Here is a 19,287-nt window from a genome sequence, read left to right as displayed (position 1 = left end):
TATCCGGCTGTAAAAAACCGTCCGTATGATTTCAAAATGTGGTTGATTTGAAATCATACGGACGGTTTTGCATATAGCGGTATATTCGGATTTATTGGTCGACAAACGCACGTTCGATCAAGTAATCGCCGCGCTGGCCCATTTTGGGTGAAGCGGTCAGGCCGAAGCTGTCCAAAACGGCAGAGGTATCTTTGTTCATTGCCGTGCTGCCGCAAATCATGGCGCGGTCGTCTTGCGGATTGATGGGGGGCAGGCCGATGTCTTCAAAGAGTTTGCCGCTTTTCATCAAATCGGTCAGGCGGCCTTGGTGGGCAAATTCTTCACGCGATACAACGGGATAGTAAATCAGTTTCTCACGAATCATTTCGCCCAAATACTCGTGTTCGGGAAGTTCTTTGGTGAAGTGGTCGTAGTAGGCGAGGTCTTTTTTGTAGCGTACGCCGTGTACCAAAATGACTTTTTCAAACTGTTCGTACACTTCGGGATCTTTGGTCACGCTCAAAAACGGCGCCAGACCGGTTCCCGTTGAGAGCAGGTAGAGGTGTTTGCCGGGATTGAGATCGCCCAAAATCAGCGTGCCGGTAGGTTTTTTGCTGATGAGGATTTCATCGCCTTCTTTCAAATGTTGCAGACGGCTGGTCAGCGGGCCGTTTTGCACTTTGATGGAGAAAAATTCCAAATCTTCTTCCCAGTTGGCCGATGCAACGCTGTATGCGCGCATCAGCGGTTTGCCGTCCACCATCAGGCCGATCATGACGAATTGGCCGTTTTCAAAGCGCAGGGATTCGTCGCGCGTGCAGGTAAAGGAGAAGTAGTCTTCCGTCCAATGGTGTACGGACAAGACTTTTTGGGTGTTGAATGCTGCCATTATGATTCCTGTATTGATAGGGTATGCCGTCTGCAAAATACAGACGGCCGAAACCGCCGGATGCGGTATTCTAAACAAAAAAAATTCCTGCTACAACTGCCGGTATCAATGCCGGTTTGTCTTTCAATAATGCGGACATTGTATCGGAAGCGGCCGAATGTATCGTTATTTGATACAGAATGGCACAGCCTTGCCGCGCCTTGCCGTACTGTCTGCGGCTTTGCGTATCCGACCTGCTGATTTTCGGGAGGGCGGCAGGCCGTGCCGGTTGCGCGGCATAAGGATTGCTGCCGTCCGAAACGGCAGACGTATTATGCCCCCAATGTTTTCCGAATGATGTTTTTCACGTTTTCGGCATTGTTCGGCACAACCTGTACGCGTTGCGGCAAGGTTTCCAGATTTTCCAAACGGGCGGGACGCGGTACGGCGATATTGCCGACGGCTTCGTGGATGGTTGCCTCGAATTTTGCCGCCAGCGCGGTTTCCAAGCATACGATGGTTTCGCCCGGTTCGCGTATTTCACGGGCGACTTTGATGCCGTCTGCGGTATGCGGGTCAAGCAACTCGCCGTCCTGCTCGTAAACTGCTTTGATGGTTGCCAAGCGGTCGGCATGCGTGGATTTTCCTGATGCGAAGCCGTATTGCCTGCGCGCCTTTTCCAACGTGAAACCCAAGTCGAAACCTTTGCCTGCGGCAACTTCCGCCCATAAGGTTTCGATTTCCGCTGCATCTCTGTCCATCAGATCGAAGATGAAACGCTCGAAGTTGGAAGCCTTGGAAATGTCCATCGACGGGCTGGAGGTAACGTAGGTATGCTCGCTGCCGCGCGGCAGATAACGGCCGGTTTTGAAAAATTCGTCCAATACGTCGTTTTCGTTGGTTGCCACAATCAAACGGTGGATAGGCAGACCCATTTGGCGGGCGATATGTCCGGCACAGATGTTGCCGAAGTTGCCGCTCGGCACGCAAAAGCTGACTTTTTGTTCGTTACTTGTGGTGGCATTGAAGTAACCGGCGAAGTAATACACTACTTGGGCGACGATGCGTCCCCAGTTGATGGAATTTACCGTACCGATTTTGTATTGTTCTTTAAATCCGGCATCGTTCTGCACCGCTTTCACAATATCCTGGCAATCGTCAAACATGCCTTCGACGGCGATATTGTGAATGTTTTCGTCTTGCAGGCTGAACATCTGGGCACGCTGGAAACTGCTCATTTTGCCTTCGGGAGACAGCATAAAAACATGCACGCCTTTTTTGCCGCGCAGGGCATATTCCGCCGCAGATCCGGTATCGCCGCTGGTTGCACCCAAGATATTGAGCTGTTTGCCTTCTTTGTTCAGCACATATTCAAACGCATTGCCCAAAAACTGCATCGCCATATCTTTGAATGCCAATGTCGGACCGTTGGAAAGCGCTTGGATTTTGATGCCGTCTGAAAGTGTACGGACGGGTGTGACGGCTTTGCTGCCGAACGCGGCTTCTGTATAAGTGCGCTCGATAATGCCGCGCAGGTCGTCGGCAGGAATGTCGGTAACAAACAGGCTCATGATTTCAAAAGCCAAATCAGGATAGCTCAAGCCGCGCCATTTTTGTAACGTTTCCCCGCTGATTTGCGGATAGGCTTCGGGCAGCATCAGGCCGCCGTCGGGGGCCAAGCCCATCAGTAATACTTCGCTGAAAGGTTTGTGCGCGGTTTGTCCGCGCGTACTGATGTATTTCATCAAATCTTCCTTGCTGGTTGGGTGTCCTGCCAAAGGACGGAGATTGCGTCTGTTTGGGCGGTTTGTATTTGCAGACGGCATTTTGTCTTAATCATGCCGTCTGCAAAATGCCCTGATTGCTTAAAGCGGTAAATGGTTGCAGGTATTATCTGCCCGAGGGGTTGCTGAGACTGTCGTAACCCAAATCTTTGCCGCAGCCGTTGCCAATGCAGGCGTCCCAAGTGCCGTGTTTTTTGCAGGCTTGGGTTTCGCACGGGCGGTTGACGGGAGAATAATGGCTGCATGCGCCCAGTAAGACGGCGGCTAAAGCGAATGTAAGGATTTTCTTCATCACGGAAATCTTCTATTGATACAGGCGTTGCGTACAGGCGGCGACGGCTTGGATTCCCAATGCGGTCAAGGCATGGTTGCGTGAGTTGGGAGAGAGTATCTGCACCAGATCGTTTGCCGTTATCTGTTTGGCAGCTTCCTCACCGACGCAGCCGCAGATTTTGTTCGGCCATTCTGTCTGCTCTCCGGTTTCTGAAGCAATGGCTACAAAGAGCCGGCCGGTGTCGTTGTCCAACTTGGCGAGGCATTGTTTCTCGATTGCGAATCGGACAAACTTGCTGCCTGTCGGCGCGGAATCGGCGGTACACGCGCACAGCAGCATGGAAAACAGCATGAGCGATAATGTTTTATGCATACCGGCTTTCAGGCGCAGAATGGAAAATTTTCTTATTATACCGCAAGGCTCTGAAATAGTGGGAATGATTCGGATATAATATAAAGTGTTAAGCAGCCGTCTGCCAAATGCCGTCTGCAAAATCAGACATGATGGGAATGTAGTGCCCAAGCCGATTCAGCCAAACAAAAATTCCATACATCGATAACGGTTGATTGCTTAAAAGTGTTTCCATGGCAGACAAGGCATCTTCGAAACAGTTGAAAGTCTGAAAATGACCGATTTATTCGCCCGCCAACCCGAAGCCCCCCTTGCCGAACGCCTGCGCCCGCACACGCTCGACGATGTCATCGGCCAACAGCATTTAATCGGCCAAGGCAAGCCGCTGCGTGTGGCGGTGGAAGGCGGCAAGCCTCATTCCATGCTGCTGTGGGGGCCGCCGGGCGTGGGGAAAACCACGTTGGCACGGATTTTGGCGCAGAGTTTCCACGCCCAGTTTCTGCCCGTATCCGCAGTATTTTCCGGTGTGAAAGACATCCGCGAAGCCATCGAAAAAGCCGGAATCGCGCTGCAACACGGCCGGCCCACCATTCTGTTCGTCGATGAAGTGCACCGTTTCAACAAGGCGCAGCAAGATGCGTTTCTGCCGCACGTGGAAAGCGGGCTGCTGACCTTTATCGGCGCAACGACCGAAAACCCGTCGTTTGAAGTCAACCCCGCCCTGTTGAGCCGCGCGCAAGTGTATGTACTGCAACCCTTATCGGCAGAAAACATGCAGCAGCTGATTGCCAAAGTGCTGGCTCTGCCCGAATACCGGGACTTTGCCATCGACGGCGATGCGCATGAGCTGCTCATCCAAACCGCCGACGGCGATGCGCGGCGGATGTTGAACTTATTGGAACAACTGTTGCGCGCCGCCGCCGCACGCCGTCTGCAAACCTTGGACGCTGCCTTTTTGGCGGAAAGTTTGGGGGCGCAAATCCGCCGCTTCGATAAAGGCGGCGAAAGTTTTTACAACCAGATTTCCGCACTGCACAAATCCGTTCGCGGTTCCCACCCGAATGCCGCACTGTATTGGTTCGGGCGTATGCTCGATGGCGGCGCAGACCCGCGCTACCTCGCCCGCCGCATTGTGCGCATGGCTTGGGAAGACATCGGCCTGGCCGACCCTCGCGCCATGCAGATTGCCAACGATGCCGCCGCCACTTACGAGCGGCTGGGTTCTCCCGAAGGCGAATTGGCCTTGGCGCAGGCCGTGCTGTATCTGGCCGCCGCCGCCAAGTCCAACGCCGGATACAACGCCTACAAGCAAATGCGCCAATTCGTCAAAGCCCACGCCAGCGACGAAGTACCCGTCCATCTGCGTAACGCGCCGACCAAGCTGATGAAAGAGCTGGGCTACGGCCGCGAATACCGCTACGCCCACGACGAGCCGCACGCTTATGCCGCCGGTGAAACCTACATGCCCGACGGCTTGGACGAGCCGGAGTTTTACCGGCCGGTGCCGCGCGGTTTGGAAATCAAAATCGGTGAAAAACTGGCTTGGCTGAAACAGTTGGACGAAGAAGCGGAAGGGTAATTTTTCGGGCAATTGTCGGCAGATGAAGTTTGGCTGATGGGAACGGTGATCCGGCAAATGTCGGGCAGGATGGGTATTCAAGGCCGTCTGCAAAATGGGGAACAGCCTGTTTTGCAGACGGCCTTTAGTGCAGGAGGTGCGGATAGGGGGATTTATCGCTATGGGAAAGATGCTGTTGTCGAACGATGCAGAATTATAGTCATTTAAAATAAAAATGATACAGCGTTGCTTTGCCTTGCCGTACTATGTGTACTGTCTGCGGCTTCGCTGCCTTGTCTCATTCTTATTTTATTCGACTATAACAGGTCAATAAAGATTCAGACGATACGGATTGACAATACGGATTGGTGGATTTGCTGCTTCGGCGGCTTGGTCAAAATCCCTTTTTGGGGGGCAAAGCAAGGTTGTCTCATTTTTTCATGATCATATTTGCCGAGTTTGTTGCGTGGAGCAATCATCTGCACAATGCGGCGGGGCGGTGTGGCGGGTATTTTGTGCAGAATGCGGTGTGGAAACTGCCGAACAGTAGAAACAGATTGAATAGTTTGTTTCCAATATTCGGCAGTTTTGTCGTATGGGCGCAAAAGGCCGTTATAAATCTGCCAACAGGCGGCGGATGGTGTGTATGGTTTGCTCGTTATCCGCTTGGCAGGCGGTTTGGTTGTTGCCGGTGAGGCAGCGCATACCGATGATGCCGCAAAGATGGGCGTAGTTGATGTTGAGTTCGCGCGCCAGCACGGCTTCGGGCATTCCGGTCATGCCGAGAATGTCTGTGCCATCGTTCCGATAGCGGCAGATTTCGGCATGGGTCGGCCAGCGCGGTCCTTGCAGGCAGCCGTAAACAGCGTGGTCGCAGATGGGCGTTTGCTGTTTTTCGGCGTGTTGCAGCAGGGCGTGGCGTAAGGTTTCGGAATAGGGCGTCAGGAAATCGGTATGGGTAACGGGTTGTTCCTGTCCTTCAAAAAAGGTGGCGGAACGGCTGTGGGTATAGTCAATCAAGTCGTGGGGCAATACCAGCGAGCCGTTTGCCAAGCTGCTGTTCAGGCTGATGACGGCGGAAACGGAAATGATGTCCTGTACGCCGATGGAATGCAATGCCCAAATGTTGGCGCGGTAGTTGATTTCGTGCGGGGCGATGGTGTGGCCGAAACCGTGTCGGGCAAGGAAAACGATTTCATGGCTGCCCAAGCGTCCGCTGACAATCGGGCTGCTGGTAATGCCGTATGGGGTACGGACGATACGGCGTTGGGTGATGTGCAGTTCGGGCAGGCGGGTGAGGCCGCTGCCGCCGATGATGGCCAGCATGATGTTTCTCCTTTTGTAGCAGACGGGAAGCGGGGTGCGTGATATGCCGTCTGTAAAATCGGTATGTTGCTTTGGGTTGTGGTCGGTACGGTTTCCAGTTTAGCAGTTCCGGAGATTTTTGTGTCGGGAGTGTTGGGGATTGTGTGGAAAATCTTTTATCGGCGGTGGGAAATGTTTTAAAATAGGGTTTGTTTATCCGCACCTGAAGGCTGTTTATGAAAATCAGTACCCAATTCGATGCCGGTTCTGTGGTTGTGAAAGATTTGAGTAATCCTGCAGACATCCGTCTCGCCCTGCGCGCTGATCATGCGGCGGATTTCGCGCAATGGTTTTATTTCCGTTTGCAGGGGGCGGCATATCAAAATTGTGTCATGCATTTTGAAAATGCTGCGGAGGCCGCGTATCCTGAAGGTTGGGAGGGTTATCAGGCCTGCGCTTCTTACGACAGGCAGAATTGGTTTCGTGTGCCGACGGAATATGAAAACGGGGTTTTGACCATTAATCATACGCCGCTGGCCAACAGTATTTATTATGCTTATTTTGAGCCGTATTCCAACGAGCAGCACCTTAATCTTTTGGGTGAGGCGCAAGGCAGCGGTTTGTGCCAGATTGATGATTTGGGCAGTACCGTTCAGGGGCGCGACATCAATTTGCTGACCATCGGCAACCAAGTGGCAAGCGATTTGAAAGTATGGATTATTGCGCGCCAGCATCCGGGGGAAACGATGGCGGAGTGGTTTGTGGAAGGTTTGCTGTCCCGCCTGCTGGATCCGCAAGACTCAACAGCCCGTGCTTTGCTTGACCGTGCGACATTTTATATTGTGCCGAACATGAATCCGGACGGCTCTGTTTTGGGCAATCTGCGTACCAACGCGGCCGGTGTGGATTTGAACCGTGAATGGGAAAATCCGACTTTGGAGCGCAGCCCCGAAGTGTATCGGGTGCGCGAAAAAATGCTGGAAACCGGTGTGGATTTGTTTCTTGATATTCATGGCGATGAAAGTATTCCGTTTATCTTTGCAGCAGGTACGGAAGGCGTGCCGTCTTATGATGAGCGCATTGCGGAGTTGGAGCGGCAGTTTAAAGCCGCGCTGGAAGCGGCAAGCCCTGATTTTCAAGACGAATACGGCTATCCGAAAGACGAGCCGGGCAAGGCTGATTTGAGACTGGCAACCAACTGGGTGGGCGAACGCTTCGGCTGTTTGGCCTATACTTTGGAAATGCCGTTTAAAGACAACAACAATCTGCCCGATGATGATTTCGGTTGGAACGGACAACGCTCGTTGCGCTTGGGCGAAGCGGTATTGTCGGCAATTTGGAGCGTATCGGGCAGCTTGCGTTAAGCGTTTGGCTGTCTGTGCCGTCTGTATTGATTTTGCAGACGGCTTTTTCTATTCAAAATCAATGTGAGTAGCCCTATTACTGGTACGGTGCAACGGAGATGAATATGCCGTCTGAAAACAAACCGGCTTGCTGGCTGTTTTGCAATGTTATCGATAACTACGGCGACATCGGCGTATCGTGGCGGCTGGCGCAAGCACTTTGCCGCGAGTTGGGCTGGCAGGTACATCTTTGGGTTGACGAGATGGCGGCATTACAGACCATCTGCCCGGATTTGCCGCCCGCGCCATGTCGTTATCGGCAAATCGAGATACACCGCTGGCAGCCCGAATCCGCCGAAGATATTGATGTATTGCCTGCCCCGAAGATTGTGATTGAGACCTTTGCCTGCGATTTGCCGCCGAACGTATTGTCGGTTATCCGCGAGAAGCAACCGCTGTGGCTGAACTGGGAATATTTGAGTGCGGAAGAAAGCAACGAGCGGCTGCACCTTATGCCATCGCTGTTGGGAGACGGCAGCCGCAAATATTTCTGGTTTATGGGCTTCTCCGAAAAAAGCGGCGGCCTGATACGGGAGCGTAATTATGCGGATACTGTGCTCGGAAGCCGTGATTTCCGTGTGCAGCTCGGATTACCGGAAAAAAGCGGCAGGGAATGGCTGCTGTTCGGCTACCACAGCCCGATATGGGCGAAATGGCTGGAAACTTGGCGACAATACGGCAAGCCGATGGCCCTGCTGCTGGCCGGACATCAAATCGCCGACAGCCTGAAAGCGGAAGGTATCCTGCCCGAACATGCACTGCAGAATGATGGCGATGTTTACCAAACAGAATGCTTGCGCCTGATTAAGATACCGTTTGTACCGCAGCAGGATTTCGACCAACTGCTGCATTTTACAGACGGCATGATCATACGCGGCGAAGACAGTTTTGTCCGCGCACAGTTTGCCGGTAAGCCTTTTCTCTGGCACATCTACCCGCAAAACGAAAATATCCATTTGGAAAAACTGCACGCTTTTTGGCAGCGGACGGCAAGCGTTTATCCCCCCGAACTTTTCCTTGCCCACCAAGCCTTGTCGGACGAATTAAACGGTGGTATGCCCCTGAGCGCCGAAGGCCGTCTGCAAAATTGGCAAATCCTGCACGAACACCATCAGGCATGGCAGCACGGCGCGGAAGCATGGCGGCGGTTTCTGTTCGGGCAGCACAGCGCATTAGAAAAGCTAGCCAAATTCACAGAAGATAAGATAAAATAACGCGTTTATTTTTCATTCAAACAAACGGAATACACATTATGAAAACAGCACAAGAACTGCGCGCCGGCAACGTGTTCATGATCGGCAGCGACCCGATGGTCGTACAAAAAACCGAATACATCAAAGGCGGCCGCAGCTCTGCCAAAGTCAGCATGAAACTGAAAAACCTGCTGACCGGCGCAGCCAGCGAAACCATCGTAAAAGCCGACGACAAATTCGACGTAGTCGTACTGTCGCGCAAAAACTGTACTTACAGCTACTTTGCCGATCCGATGTACGTCTTCATGGACGAAGAATTCAACCAATACGAAATTGAAGCCGAAAACATCGGCGACGCGCTGAAATTCATCGTAGACGGCATGGAAGACCAATGCGAAGTTACCTTCTACGAAGGCAACCCGATTTCCGTAGAGCTGCCGACCATCATCGTCCGCGAAGTGGAATACACCGAGCCTGCTGTTAAAGGCGATACCTCAGGCAAAGTGATGAAAACCGCACGTTTGGTAGGCGGCGCAGAAATCCAAGTGATGGCATACATCGAAAACGGCGACAAAATCGAAATCGATACCCGTACCGGCGAATTCCGCAAACGCGCTTAATGCCAAACCCCCGGTATGTGGGCAGCTTCTTGCACCACAATTGCCGGTATGATACAAAAAGCCGTCTGAAAATCCATTTTTCAGACGGCTTTTTCATCAGCAAAAAGCGGTTTGGCGCATATTGTTTGCTACTTCGATATTTGGTTTTATGAGTCAGAAGTCAAGGTTGAATATGGAATCAAGTGATGTCCGATCATCATGGCGGCAGTCGGAATAGAAACGGACACGCGGTATGTTGACGGACGCAACAATTCGGACGTTTTGACTGCCGGAAACACCACAAAGGAAAAATCGTGAAACAAGGTTGGGTCTATATTTTGACCAATCGGGGTATGCCCGGCTTGGTGAAAATCGGATTTACCAAAAACCGGCCCTCGCAACGGGCGAAGGAACTGTACGGCACAGGCGTGGCCTATCCGTTTGAAGTGGCGTATCAATTACGCTGTTACCGGTATCGCGAAGTGGAAAAGGCCGCTCATGATGCCTTATCCGGGCGGCGGGTAAACGGCGGGCGGGAATTTTTTGCCTGTACCGTTGATGAAGCGGCCGAAGTGCTGAATTATTGTGCTGGAAAATATTTGATTGAAGCGCAGGATTTGCGTTCGGGCTTGTCGGGCAGCCGACAAATGCTTTCTCCACCGCCGTCAGGCCGTCTGCAAAAACGGCATTTCTTGTGGGGTACAATCGTATCGGCAGCATTATTGTTGGTGGTGTGGGTCGTGTTCCGTTATGCGTCGGAGCGTCCGAACGGAGAGTTGGTGGGGCGGACTGAAATCTCGGAAATGTCGGCTTTGGAAGATGTCAATATGAGAACGTGTCCTTCTACAGATTGCGAAGTTATCGCAGTGCTGCCCGCGCAATCCCCGATTGCTGTGCAATTCGGTACGCAGACGAAGAAAAATTGGATTTATGCCGAGTTTCACGGCGATGTCTGCTATCCGCAATATTATCTGCGCGGCAGCGGCTGTCGGGAGTGGGCAGTAAACAATATTGTCGAAGGTTGGGTTTATATGCCGAACCTGATGCCGACAGAGAACAAGCAAGCATCAGATTTGGAAGCATTATTTTAATTTTAAATAACTTTATCGAAACGAAAAAAACAATAGAAAAAATCCAATAAAAAAGCGGTATTGTGCGGTTGCAATGCAAACAGTTTTTATTTATATTTCTATAAAAGAATAAAACTGAATCTCATTTGTTTTATATAAATGAATTGGAGCACATCATGTTTGTATGTATCTGTAATGCCGTAACCGATCGAGAAATCAAAGAAACCATCGCTGCGGGTGCTTCGACCATGAGCGATTTGCAGGCGCAGTTGGGGGTGGCGACTTGTTGCGGCTGCTGTAGCGAACTGGCTTCATCTTTCTTGGCAGCAAATCAAGTGCAGACAACCATTACCGCAGTCATCAACGTACAACGCTGATTGGGTTTGCCGCCGTTTGTGCACGGATAATCACCAATAAAAATATCATTTATTCATACCGTTGCTGTCGGTGTTGCCGACACGGGCTTTCCGTTTTTCAATTTGCCGTATGCCGCGTACATTCAGGATTTGCAAAAAAGCCGTCTGACATTTTCAGACGGCTTTTTTTGCATGATGGGGTATGCAGACCATGCTGCAAAAAGGTTATCGGACGGCCGGTTTTGCCGGCGTTTCAACGGGTTTGCCGGTAAACGGCGCGCGTTTGGCGGCTTGAAAAATGGCTAAACGTCTGCGGTGTTGCATAAGGTTTCCTTTCTAATTTGCACGAACAGGTTATCGGAGGGCGGCGGTTGCGCGTTTATCTGAATATTCGGAAGATTGGCAGAGCCTGCCCGGGGAAGATTGCTGTTCGCTGTTGCAATCAATGTAGAATGGCGAAAATTGCTTTTTTAAATGGTTTTTTCGCTGTCTATTGTGAGATGTTATGTTGGCTATCATACGGGGTTTTGGCGGTCATGAAAAGGCGGAAAAGGTAAATTGCGGTTGTTTTCTGTATGCACGAATGCAAACATTTGTGGTTTGCGGTGGGCGTAATATAAACCGCTAAGATGACGGTTTGATGACAAAACAGGTATTTCGAGCATAAAAAAGCCGTCTGCAAAACAGCGTATCAGAAACTTGGAGATTCGGTATGCTGATTTGCAGACGGCTTTTTGCCGGCTTTTTGCGATGGGTTGGAGACGGCAGGCAGCGAAGCCTGAGGAGAATAAGGTATCGGCGATGTGCTGCTGCCAACCCGTAGGATTATTCCGGCTTGCCGATGATTTCGGCCAATGCCTTGCGCCAGTCGGAGGCTTTAACGCCAACCTCGCTTTCGATACGACGGCAGTCTAATACGCTGTATGCGGGGCGCGGGGTGGGCGTAGGATACTCGCTGCTGGCAACGGCTTTGACATCGGGGATTTTGAAGCCTTCGATTTTTTCGGACGCGGTTTGGAAAATGGCTTGGGAAAACTCAAACCAACTTACCGATTTATTGCCCCCATAGTGGAAAATACCGCGTGCGGAAGACTGGTGCAGCAAGGCAATCAGCGCGGAGGCCAAATCGCCCGCGTAGGTCGGGCAGCCGTATTGGTCGCCGACTACCGACAGCTTGTCCCGTTCGCTCGCCAAGCGCAGCATGGTTTTCATGAAATTGTTGCCGTATTCGCTGAACAGCCATGAGGTGCGGACGATGACGCTGTCGGGATTGGCGTTCAGTGCCAGCAGCTCGCCGGCCAGTTTGGAGCGGCCGTAGGCACTTTGCGGATTCGGGCAGTCGCATTCGCGGTAGGGCACTTTGCCGTTGCCGTCGAACACATAATCCGTAGAAACATGGATAAAGCGGGCGTGTACCGCACGGGCGGCGGCGGCAAGGTTGTGTACGGCGGCGGCATTGACGGCAAACGCGCTGCCGCTCTCGCTTTCGGCTTTATCGACTGCGGTATAGGCGGCGGCATTCACAATGGCATCAGGCTGGAAACTTTGTACCATTTGTTGGACTGCTTCAACATCGGTAATGTCCAAAGAGGAGGAATCGGTGGCGATTAATTCCCAGTTTTCGGGGAGACGGTCGCGGAAGCAGCGGGCGAGTTGGCCTTTGGAGCCGGTTAATAGAATACGCATTCAGGCTTCTCCTAAAAGTTTGGTGTCAACGCGAAAGTGTTCGGTTTCATTATAGAGCAATTTGCAGACGGCAGCGGGCTTTGACGGCATTTTTTTGTCTGCTTTACCTGTTTGTCGGCATTTGCGCTATACTTTGTCGGAATTTCAGGCGGCTTGAGCCATAAAATGCCGTCTGCAAATATGATGATACGGAACATAAACAGATTACGGAGTAACACAATGTTGAAAAAATGGCTGGCGGCAATCGCCGTGATGACTTCCCTGACCGGCTTGAGCGGTTGCGGATACAATACCATGCAGGCGCAGGACGAAGCGGCAAATGCGGCATGGTCGGAAGTATTGAACCAGTACCAACGCCGTGCGGATTTGATTCCGAATCTGGTGAATACGGTAAAAGGCTATGCCACGCATGAAGAAGAGGTGCTGACCAAAGTAACCGAAGCGCGCAGCAGGGTAGGCAGCGTGCAGTTGAGCGCGGAGGACGCGGCGAACCCTGAAAAGCTGAAGCAGTTTCAGGAAGTGCAGGGCGAATTGAGCGGAGCTTTATCCCGCCTGCTGGTGGTATCGGAAAACTATCCGCAGTTGAAAGCCGACCAGAATTTCCGCGATTTGCAGGCGCAGTTGGAAGGAACGGAAAACCGTATCGCCGTGGCGCGAAATGGCTATATCAAAGCCGTGCAGACATATAACACGACTTTGCGCCAATTTCCGCAAAACATCACCGCAAAAATTTTCGGTATGGAAACCCGCGCCAATTTCAGCGTTGAAAATGAAAAAGCCGTTTCCGATGCGCCCAAAGTGGAATTTTAAACCGTTTTCCGCAAAGAAATCTATCGGGTAGTATTTTGTTTTGAAAAGACAATATCCGATATGGCCGGCTAAAGTTCGGTATCGGCGCGGCGTGGAAGAGACAAGCCTGATGTTTGGTTTTGCAGACGGCCTTCGAGACAGACAAGGCCGTCTGCAAATAGGTGGAGGGAGACAGGAAATCATGCAGACAGTTTGGCAGAAAGCAGCGGCGGCATTGGCTGCGCTTTTGTGCAGCATCACGCTGTTTGCCGCAGACTTGGCAGCAGTGCCGCCGCTGGTTGCGCCGGTAACGGATACCGCGCGCATGATGAGCGAACAAGCGCGTGCCGAGCTGGACGAACATTTGCGGGCGTACAGTCGGGAAAATGGCAGTCAGATTGCAGTGTTGACCGTAGCGAACATCGCACCGGAAACGCCGTTTGACTACGCATTCAGGGTCATGGAAAGCTGGCAGTTGGGCAGAAAAGACATCAACGACGGCGTGTTGCTGCTACTGGTGCGCGACGAACGCAAAACGCATCTGGCCGTTGGGCGCGGCTTGGAGGGCGCTGTTCCCGATGTTTATGCCAAACGGATTTTGGAAGATGTTTTGCGCCCGTATCTCCAACAAGGCCGTACCGATGAGGGCATCGCAGCGGCGGTGGTGCAGATTGAGAAACTGATCGCAGGAGAAAGCCTGCCGCCGGTGCAGACGGCAGAGCATGAGGAAGAAGTTGATGTGTGGACGCTCATGCTCATCATACCGGTATTCTTCGGCAGCCTGCTCAAATCGCTGTTTGGCAGAGTATTGGGCAGTGGTGTGGCCGGAGGTATATTATTCGGACTGGCTTTGCTGTTCGGCTGGGCTTGGTGGGCGGCAGTCTTGGCCGGTGCGGGCGGTGCTGTGATTACCTTTGTGGTCGGCAGCAGCGCGTTTGTATCGGGCGGAGGCGGTAGAGGCGGTTGGGGCAACGGCGGCTTCGGCGGCGGTTCGTACGGCGGTCGTGTCGGCGGCAGAAGCATGGGCGGCGGTTTTCGCGGCGGGGGCGGAAGTTTCGGCGGCGGCGGTGCCTCGGGAGGTTGGTAATGGAAAGCAATACATTCAAACGCTTGTGGCAGCATTGGCAATATCCGCGTATGCGGGTAGAGAAACTGTTTCCCACCGATGTTTTGCAGCGTATAAGCGGAGAAATTGCCCGCTCCGAACAAAATCACGGCGGGCAGATACGTTTTGTGGTGGAGTCTCGTTACCGCAGTAGCGACATTCTGGCCGGTATCGAGCCGCATACCCGCGCCTTGCAATGGTTTGGGGAATTGGGAGTATGGGATACGGAGCATAACAGCGGCGTGCTGGTGTATGTATCGTTTGCCGACCGTGTAGTAGAGATTGTTGCCGACAGGGGCATCAGCCGCAAAGTGCCGCACGAGTGTTGGCAGCATATTTGCAGCACCATGGGGCAGGCGTTCCGTGAAGGGCGTTATACCGCAGGTTTGGAAGAAGGCTTGCGGCAGGTGGACGCTTTGTTGCGCGAGCATTTTCCGCATCGGAGTCAGTCGGATAATTTGGCTGACGATGTGGTATTGGTTTGACGGCCTGACGGGTGCAGGCAGTTTCTGTTTCATCACAACACAAAACGGAACATTCCCTTCCCCATGAGCGCAAAACGGCAATATTCAATGTATAGTCTTTTAAAATAAGAGTGATACTGCGTTGCTTTGCCTTGTCGTACTATCTGTACTGTCTGCGGCTTCGCTGCCTTGTCTCATTCTCATTTTATTCGACTATAATACTGCGACAGCTTGGTGCAAAGGCCGTCTGCAAAATGCGGTGTAGCGGTAAAGACTTGATGGGCGAATTTTGCAGACGGCATTTTGCAAACAATCCGCCACGGTTTCACCGAATTCGGCTAAAATAAGGTCTTTTCCGACCAAACAAGAGATTTGAAATGTCTGCAATCAGCTTGAAAAATATCTATTCCGGCAAGGTCCGCGATTTGTATGCCATTGATGACAAACGTATGCTGATGGTTGCCTCCGACCGCTTATCGGCGTTTGACGTAATTTTGGACGACCCGATTCCGGGTAAGGGCGAAATCCTGACGCAGATTTCCAATTTCTGGTTTGGCAAACTCAGCCACATTATGCCGAATCATTTTACCGGCGACAGCGTTTACGACGTTTTGCCGCAGGAGGAAGCGGAAAAGCTGGAAAAACGTGCCGTGGTGGTGAAGCGGCTCGAGCCGGTAAAAGTCGAGGCCATCGTGCGCGGCTATCTTGCAGGCAGCGGCTGGAAAGATTATCAGAAAACCGGCTCGGTTTGCGGCATCAAGCTGCCGGAAGGTATGCAGGAGGCGCAGCAGCTTCCCGAAGTGATTTTCACACCGTCAACCAAAGCGGAAGTCGGCGATCATGATGAAAACATCAGTTTCGAGCAGTGCGAAGCCATTATCGGCAAAGAGCTGGCCGCACAAGTGCGCGACAAAGCGATTCAGCTTTATACCGAAGCGGCGGAATACGCCAAATCGCGCGGTATTATTATTTGTGATACCAAATTTGAATTCGGTTTGGACGAAAACGGTACGTTGACCCTGATGGACGAAGTGTTAACGCCGGATTCCAGCCGTTTTTGGCCGGCCGACCAATATCAGGTAGGCAGCAACCCGCCGTCTTTCGACAAGCAGTTTATCCGCGATTGGCTGGAACAGAGCGGCTGGAACAAACAGGCACCGGCGCCCCGCGTACCGGCAGATGTGGTGGAAAAAACGGTAGAAAAATATCGGGAAGCCTTGAATCTGTTGAGCGGCAATTCATGACCACAGTTATTTGACACCGAGTGATACCGCGTTGCCGAGCCTTGCCGTACTGTCCGTATTGTTTGAGGCTGTGCGGTCTTGTTCTGTGTTATTCGATGATATTTGCCGGACGGCTTTGGCCGTCCGGTTGTTTTTTTGGCCGGAATTGTTGCAATAGGGGGAGTTTGCGGCGGAAGCCCGTTGCGGAAAGCTGTGGTTTTCTTGTTGGGGAGGTTTGTGATAGTTGTTTGAAAATAAAAGAATATATCGTTTTGCAGACGGCCTTTGATTGGAAAATCGAAACTTGGAGCAAGAAATCGGTTGAATATTATCGATTTTTTGACTATTCTTGTCATAGGTTTACATTTTGCAGGCAACAGGCTGCCAATGTAGCATGAGCAATTTAATAAGAAAAACAGGTGTCATATGAATTCGTCAATGGGAAACCAAAAAGCATCATTGTGGGCGGTAGGCCTGATGCTGTTTGCGTTGTTTTTTGGCGCGGGTAATTTGATTTTCCCCGCTTTTTTAGGCCAGCAGGCAGGTGAAAACTGGTTTTCCGCCATGCTGGGCTTTTTGCTGACCGGTGCGGGTTTGCCGCTTTTGGGCGTGATTGCCATCGGTTATTCCAACTCGCGCGATGTGCAGGCTTTGGCTTCGCGTGTCACGCCGTGGTACGGCATTGCTTTTGCCGCCGCGCTGTATTTGTCTATCGGCCCGTTGTTTGCCACGCCGCGTACGGCTACGGTTTCCTTTGAAATTGGTGTGGTGCCGTTTATCGGTGAGGGAAACAAAACTTTGGGCTTGGCTTTGTTCAGCCTGTTTTTCTTCGGTGTGGCATTTTGGCTGTCGCTTTCTCCGGGCAAGCTGGTGGAGCGTATCGGTAAAATCCTGACGCCCGCTCTGTTGGTGACGATTGCCATTCTGGTGGGCTATGCGGCGTTTAATCCTATGGGCGCGCTGACTCCTGCTGAGGGAGAGTTTGCCACCCAGCCGTTGGCCAAAGGTATTTTGGAAGGTTACGGTACGATGGACGCGCTGGCCTCGCTGGTGTTTGCCATTATCGTGATTGATGCGGTGCGCGCGATGGGCGTGGACAACCGAGCCGAGCTGTTGCGTACCACAACGATTGCCGGTGTGGTGGCTGCTTCTTGTTTGGCCATTGTGTATCTGCTGATCGGTTATATGGGCGCAACCAGCGTTGCCGGTTTGGGTATGCAGGAAAACGGTGCGGCGGTATTGTCGAAAACAGCGCAGGCGTATTTCGGTACGGGCGGCAATATCCTGTTGAGCATTATTGTGTTCTTGGCGTGTTTGAGTACCGCAGTCGGTCTGATTACTTCCTGTTCAGAATATTTCAACCGCTTATGCCCGGGCATTTCATACAAAGCCTTCGTGGTTATTTTCACTTTGGTGTCTATGGGCTTGGCAAACAAAGGTTTGGCGGGCATCATCAGCTTTTCGATTCCGGTATTGATGCTGCTGTATCCGCTGACTGTGGTCATTATCCTGCTGGCGTTTTTGGACAAGTTCTTCGGTGGCAGCCGCATTGTGTATATCTGCACGATGTTTGCGACGTTGATTGTCGGCCTGCTGGACGCTTATAAAACGGCATTTGGTTTCAGCGAAGAGACTGCCGCCGCCATCAACAGCGCGCTGCCGGGCTACAGCCTCGGTTTGGGCTGGGCGTTGCCTGCGGTTGCCGGTTTTGTGTTGGGCTGTATTTTAAATGCGGCACTGAAAAAGAAAGCGTAAACATGGTGTGAAAGCCGTCTGAAAATACCGGAAGTTTGCTTTTCCGGTTTTCAGACGGCTTTTTCTTTTTTCGGACTGGATATGACGGCTATTTTCCATATCATCGCTCCGGTTTTTCTGGCGATTTTTGTCGGCTATGCTGCCATGCGGCGGCAGTTTTTTACCCAAGAACAGCTCAACGGTTTGGGTAAGTTTGTCGTGCGTATCGGTATGCCTATGCTGGTATTTAATGCGATTGCCACGCGGCCGATGGCAGAAGTGTTCAAGCCGGAATATTTTTACGGCTATTCGGCTGCTTCGGTATTGGCGTTTTTTATCGGTTGGCAGGTGAGCCGTTGGCGGAAGCTGCCGCCGACTTTGGCGGTGCTGAATGGTTTCGCGGTGGGGATGTCCAACTCCGGATTCATCGGGTATCCGTTGCTGCTGATGGCCATCGGTCCTTCGGCGGCGGTGTATTTTGCGATGAATGTTTTGACGGAGAGTCTGTTGATTTTTCCGTTGCTGTTTGCGTTTTTGGATTGGAGTAAGGGCAGGGGAACGAATGCGCGCACCTTGCTGCTGAAAATTGTGAAAAACCTGTCAGGCAATCCGATTATTGTTGCCATGCCAGTTGCCATGGTGTTTGCATTGGGCTGGTTGCCGCTGCCTCTTTTTGTTGAAAAATTATCGTCCATGCTGGCGGCCGCCACAACGCCGCTGGCGCTGTTTATGATTGGCGGTAATCTTTATGGCTTGAGCATACGCGGCAATGTCGGCGATATGATGGTGGTGGCGGCAGGAAAGCTGCTGATGTGCCCGCTGCTGGTGGGGTTGTGCTTGTGGCTGGCCGGAGCGAATGATGAAATGCTGTTTGCCGGCGTATTGTTTGCAACCACGCCGATGGCAAGTCTGTATGCGCTTTTTGGCGGATTGAACGGTTTTGCCAAAGAGACATCGGGGGCAATGCTTTTAGCAACGGTATTATCCATTGTGCCGATTTCTTTGGTATTGTTATTGATGGCGCATTGAGTGAGAAGAAAGGGTAATGATGAAGCTGACATTGATGTTTCGGGAATATTGCAGTTTGTGCCACAATATGCGCGAGCAGCTTATGCCTTATCAGGCAGAGTACGGATTTGAGTTGGAAGTCGTTGATGTGGACGAAGATCCGGTTTTGGAGCAGAAATATGATGAACTGGTGCCCGTATTGTTAGATGGGGAAACGGAAATTTGCCATTGGTTTTTAGACGGAGAACGGCTGAAGGAGCATTTTACTCGGGTGTACGGCCTACCGTCATCAAACACATAGACACATTGGCGGGGATTGCAAGCAGGGCTTTCGGGCGTGGTATAGCTGTTTTGTCAGGCTGATATGGCGTTGCTACGCTTTTTGTACCGTTTGTGTGCCTGCGGTTTTGCTGCCTGTCTTATTTGTGTGTTTCGGCTATGAAAAGGCCGTCTGTATAGTCTTTTAAAATAAGAATGATACTGCGTTGCTTTGCCTTGTCGTACTATCTGTACTGTCTGCGGCTTCGCTGCCTTGTCT

Annotated in this window: 19 protein-coding genes; 13 read left to right on the top strand and 6 right to left on the bottom strand. The window is 51.9% G+C overall.

The genetic code is table 11. From position 1 onward, the window contains the following. Positions 1-91: 91 nt before the first annotated feature. The 4 genes from EL111_RS06955 to EL111_RS06940 form a co-directional block, all read right to left on the bottom strand. Positions 92-868: a ferredoxin--NADP reductase gene (locus EL111_RS06955; RefSeq protein ID WP_123796073.1), complete on the bottom strand. Its 777-nt coding sequence runs from the start codon at positions 866-868 to the stop codon at positions 92-94. Between the two features lie 311 nt (positions 869-1,179). After that, positions 1,180-2,592 (bottom strand): threonine synthase, encoded by a 1,413-nt coding sequence (gene thrC / locus EL111_RS06950; RefSeq protein WP_123796072.1) that lies wholly within the window; start codon positions 2,590-2,592, stop codon positions 1,180-1,182. 145 nt (positions 2,593-2,737) lie between these two features. Beyond that, complete coding sequence (locus EL111_RS06945; RefSeq protein ID WP_123796071.1) at positions 2,738-2,923, bottom strand: hypothetical protein; 186 nt, start codon at positions 2,921-2,923, stop codon at positions 2,738-2,740. A 12-nt stretch (positions 2,924-2,935) separates the two neighbouring features. Next, positions 2,936-3,277, bottom strand: coding sequence for a hypothetical protein (locus EL111_RS06940; protein WP_123796070.1), 342 nt, complete (start codon positions 3,275-3,277; stop codon positions 2,936-2,938). Between the two features lie 253 nt (positions 3,278-3,530). Between EL111_RS06940 and EL111_RS06935 the strand changes: the two genes are divergently transcribed. Next, positions 3,531-4,835 carry a replication-associated recombination protein A gene (locus tag EL111_RS06935; protein ID WP_123796069.1) on the top strand — a complete coding sequence of 435 codons (1,305 nt, stop codon included), beginning with the start codon at positions 3,531-3,533 and terminating at the stop codon, positions 4,833-4,835. Positions 4,836-5,426: 591 nt separating this feature from the next. On the opposite strand, the gene EL111_RS06930 is transcribed toward EL111_RS06935, so the two are convergent. Then, positions 5,427-6,140 carry an S-methyl-5'-thioinosine phosphorylase gene (locus tag EL111_RS06930; RefSeq protein WP_123796068.1) on the bottom strand — a complete coding sequence of 238 codons (714 nt, stop codon included), beginning with the start codon at positions 6,138-6,140 and terminating at the stop codon, positions 5,427-5,429. A gap of 215 nt (positions 6,141-6,355) precedes the next feature. On the opposite strand from EL111_RS06930, the gene EL111_RS06925 reads away from it, so the two are divergent. From EL111_RS06925 to EL111_RS06905, 5 genes are all read left to right on the top strand, one after another. Then, positions 6,356-7,483 carry a M14 family metallopeptidase gene (locus tag EL111_RS06925; protein WP_123796067.1) on the top strand — a complete coding sequence of 376 codons (1,128 nt, stop codon included), beginning with the start codon at positions 6,356-6,358 and terminating at the stop codon, positions 7,481-7,483. A gap of 104 nt (positions 7,484-7,587) precedes the next feature. Continuing rightward, complete coding sequence (earP, locus tag EL111_RS06920) at positions 7,588-8,736, top strand: elongation factor P maturation arginine rhamnosyltransferase EarP (protein ID WP_231998367.1); 1,149 nt, start codon at positions 7,588-7,590, stop codon at positions 8,734-8,736. A 38-nt stretch (positions 8,737-8,774) separates the two neighbouring features. Further along, a complete protein-coding gene (gene efp, locus EL111_RS06915; protein WP_123796065.1) occupies positions 8,775-9,335 on the top strand; it encodes an elongation factor P in 561 nt (186 codons plus the stop codon). 293 nt (positions 9,336-9,628) lie between these two features. Next, entirely contained in the window at positions 9,629-10,405 is a 777-nt protein-coding gene (locus EL111_RS06910) for a GIY-YIG nuclease family protein (RefSeq protein WP_123796064.1), read from the top strand. A gap of 155 nt (positions 10,406-10,560) precedes the next feature. Beyond that, positions 10,561-10,761: a (2Fe-2S)-binding protein gene (locus tag EL111_RS06905; protein ID WP_123796063.1), complete on the top strand. Its 201-nt coding sequence runs from the start codon at positions 10,561-10,563 to the stop codon at positions 10,759-10,761. 804 nt (positions 10,762-11,565) lie between these two features. On the opposite strand, the gene rfbD is transcribed toward EL111_RS06905, so the two are convergent. Then, the gene (gene rfbD / locus EL111_RS06900) at positions 11,566-12,426 is read right to left on the bottom strand and encodes a dTDP-4-dehydrorhamnose reductase (RefSeq protein ID WP_123796062.1); all 861 of its coding nucleotides are present in this window, start codon (positions 12,424-12,426) and stop codon (positions 11,566-11,568) included. A 219-nt stretch (positions 12,427-12,645) separates the two neighbouring features. On the opposite strand from rfbD, the gene EL111_RS06895 reads away from it, so the two are divergent. The 7 genes from EL111_RS06895 (at position 12,646) to EL111_RS06865 (ending at position 19,050) form a co-directional block, all read left to right on the top strand. After that, positions 12,646-13,236 (top strand): LemA family protein, encoded by a 591-nt coding sequence (locus EL111_RS06895; RefSeq protein ID WP_123796061.1) that lies wholly within the window; start codon positions 12,646-12,648, stop codon positions 13,234-13,236. A 91-nt stretch (positions 13,237-13,327) separates the two neighbouring features. Then, entirely contained in the window at positions 13,328-14,302 is a 975-nt protein-coding gene (locus EL111_RS10790; protein ID WP_269471070.1) for a TPM domain-containing protein, read from the top strand. After that, positions 14,302-14,805 carry a TPM domain-containing protein gene (locus EL111_RS06885; RefSeq protein ID WP_123796060.1) on the top strand — a complete coding sequence of 168 codons (504 nt, stop codon included), beginning with the start codon at positions 14,302-14,304 and terminating at the stop codon, positions 14,803-14,805. The genes EL111_RS10790 and EL111_RS06885 overlap by 1 nt, the downstream gene beginning before the upstream one ends. 356 nt (positions 14,806-15,161) lie before the next feature. Then, entirely contained in the window at positions 15,162-16,028 is an 867-nt protein-coding gene (locus EL111_RS06880; RefSeq protein WP_123796059.1) for a phosphoribosylaminoimidazolesuccinocarboxamide synthase, read from the top strand. Positions 16,029-16,433: 405 nt separating this feature from the next. After that, positions 16,434-17,762, top strand: a complete 1,329-nt coding sequence (gene brnQ / locus EL111_RS06875; RefSeq protein WP_123796058.1) for a branched-chain amino acid transport system II carrier protein — start codon at positions 16,434-16,436, stop codon at positions 17,760-17,762. 81 nt (positions 17,763-17,843) lie between these two features. Continuing rightward, the gene (locus EL111_RS06870; protein WP_123796057.1) at positions 17,844-18,770 is read left to right on the top strand and encodes an AEC family transporter; all 927 of its coding nucleotides are present in this window, start codon (positions 17,844-17,846) and stop codon (positions 18,768-18,770) included. Between the two features lie 19 nt (positions 18,771-18,789). Beyond that, positions 18,790-19,050 carry a glutaredoxin family protein gene (locus EL111_RS06865; RefSeq protein WP_123796089.1) on the top strand — a complete coding sequence of 87 codons (261 nt, stop codon included), beginning with the start codon at positions 18,790-18,792 and terminating at the stop codon, positions 19,048-19,050. Positions 19,051-19,287 lie beyond the last annotated feature (237 nt).

The sequence above is a fragment of the Neisseria animalis genome (assembly GCF_900636515.1).
GTDB classification, from domain to species: Bacteria; Pseudomonadota; Gammaproteobacteria; order Burkholderiales; family Neisseriaceae; genus Neisseria; species Neisseria animalis.
The sequence above is the reverse complement of the archived record's forward strand: the minus strand, read 5'-3'. Positions and strand labels throughout refer to the sequence as shown.

Excerpts from the sequence above, each read along its gene's own strand:
- EL111_RS06905 (WP_123796063.1), top strand. The coding sequence starts at position 10,561 with ATGTTTGTATGTATCTGTAATGCCGTAACCGATCGAGAAATCAAAGAA.
- brnQ (WP_123796058.1), top strand. The coding sequence starts at position 16,434 with ATGAATTCGTCAATGGGAAACCAAAAAGCATCATTGTGGGCGGTAGGC.
- thrC (WP_123796072.1), bottom strand. The coding sequence starts at position 2,592 with ATGAAATACATCAGTACGCGCGGACAAACCGCGCACAAACCTTTCAGC.
- efp (WP_123796065.1), top strand. The coding sequence starts at position 8,775 with ATGAAAACAGCACAAGAACTGCGCGCCGGCAACGTGTTCATGATCGGC.
- EL111_RS06885 (WP_123796060.1), top strand. The coding sequence starts at position 14,302 with ATGGAAAGCAATACATTCAAACGCTTGTGGCAGCATTGGCAATATCCG.
- EL111_RS06865 (WP_123796089.1), top strand. The coding sequence starts at position 18,790 with ATGAAGCTGACATTGATGTTTCGGGAATATTGCAGTTTGTGCCACAAT.
- EL111_RS06935 (WP_123796069.1), top strand. The coding sequence starts at position 3,531 with ATGACCGATTTATTCGCCCGCCAACCCGAAGCCCCCCTTGCCGAACGC.
- EL111_RS06870 (WP_123796057.1), top strand. The coding sequence starts at position 17,844 with ATGACGGCTATTTTCCATATCATCGCTCCGGTTTTTCTGGCGATTTTT.
- EL111_RS06940 (WP_123796070.1), bottom strand. The coding sequence starts at position 3,277 with ATGCATAAAACATTATCGCTCATGCTGTTTTCCATGCTGCTGTGCGCG.
- EL111_RS06895 (WP_123796061.1), top strand. The coding sequence starts at position 12,646 with ATGTTGAAAAAATGGCTGGCGGCAATCGCCGTGATGACTTCCCTGACC.
- EL111_RS06930 (WP_123796068.1), bottom strand. The coding sequence starts at position 6,140 with ATGCTGGCCATCATCGGCGGCAGCGGCCTCACCCGCCTGCCCGAACTG.
- earP (WP_231998367.1), top strand. The coding sequence starts at position 7,588 with ATGCCGTCTGAAAACAAACCGGCTTGCTGGCTGTTTTGCAATGTTATC.
- EL111_RS06880 (WP_123796059.1), top strand. The coding sequence starts at position 15,162 with ATGTCTGCAATCAGCTTGAAAAATATCTATTCCGGCAAGGTCCGCGAT.
- EL111_RS06945 (WP_123796071.1), bottom strand. The coding sequence starts at position 2,923 with ATGAAGAAAATCCTTACATTCGCTTTAGCCGCCGTCTTACTGGGCGCA.
- EL111_RS06925 (WP_123796067.1), top strand. The coding sequence starts at position 6,356 with ATGAAAATCAGTACCCAATTCGATGCCGGTTCTGTGGTTGTGAAAGAT.
- EL111_RS06955 (WP_123796073.1), bottom strand. The coding sequence starts at position 868 with ATGGCAGCATTCAACACCCAAAAAGTCTTGTCCGTACACCATTGGACG.
- rfbD (WP_123796062.1), bottom strand. The coding sequence starts at position 12,426 with ATGCGTATTCTATTAACCGGCTCCAAAGGCCAACTCGCCCGCTGCTTC.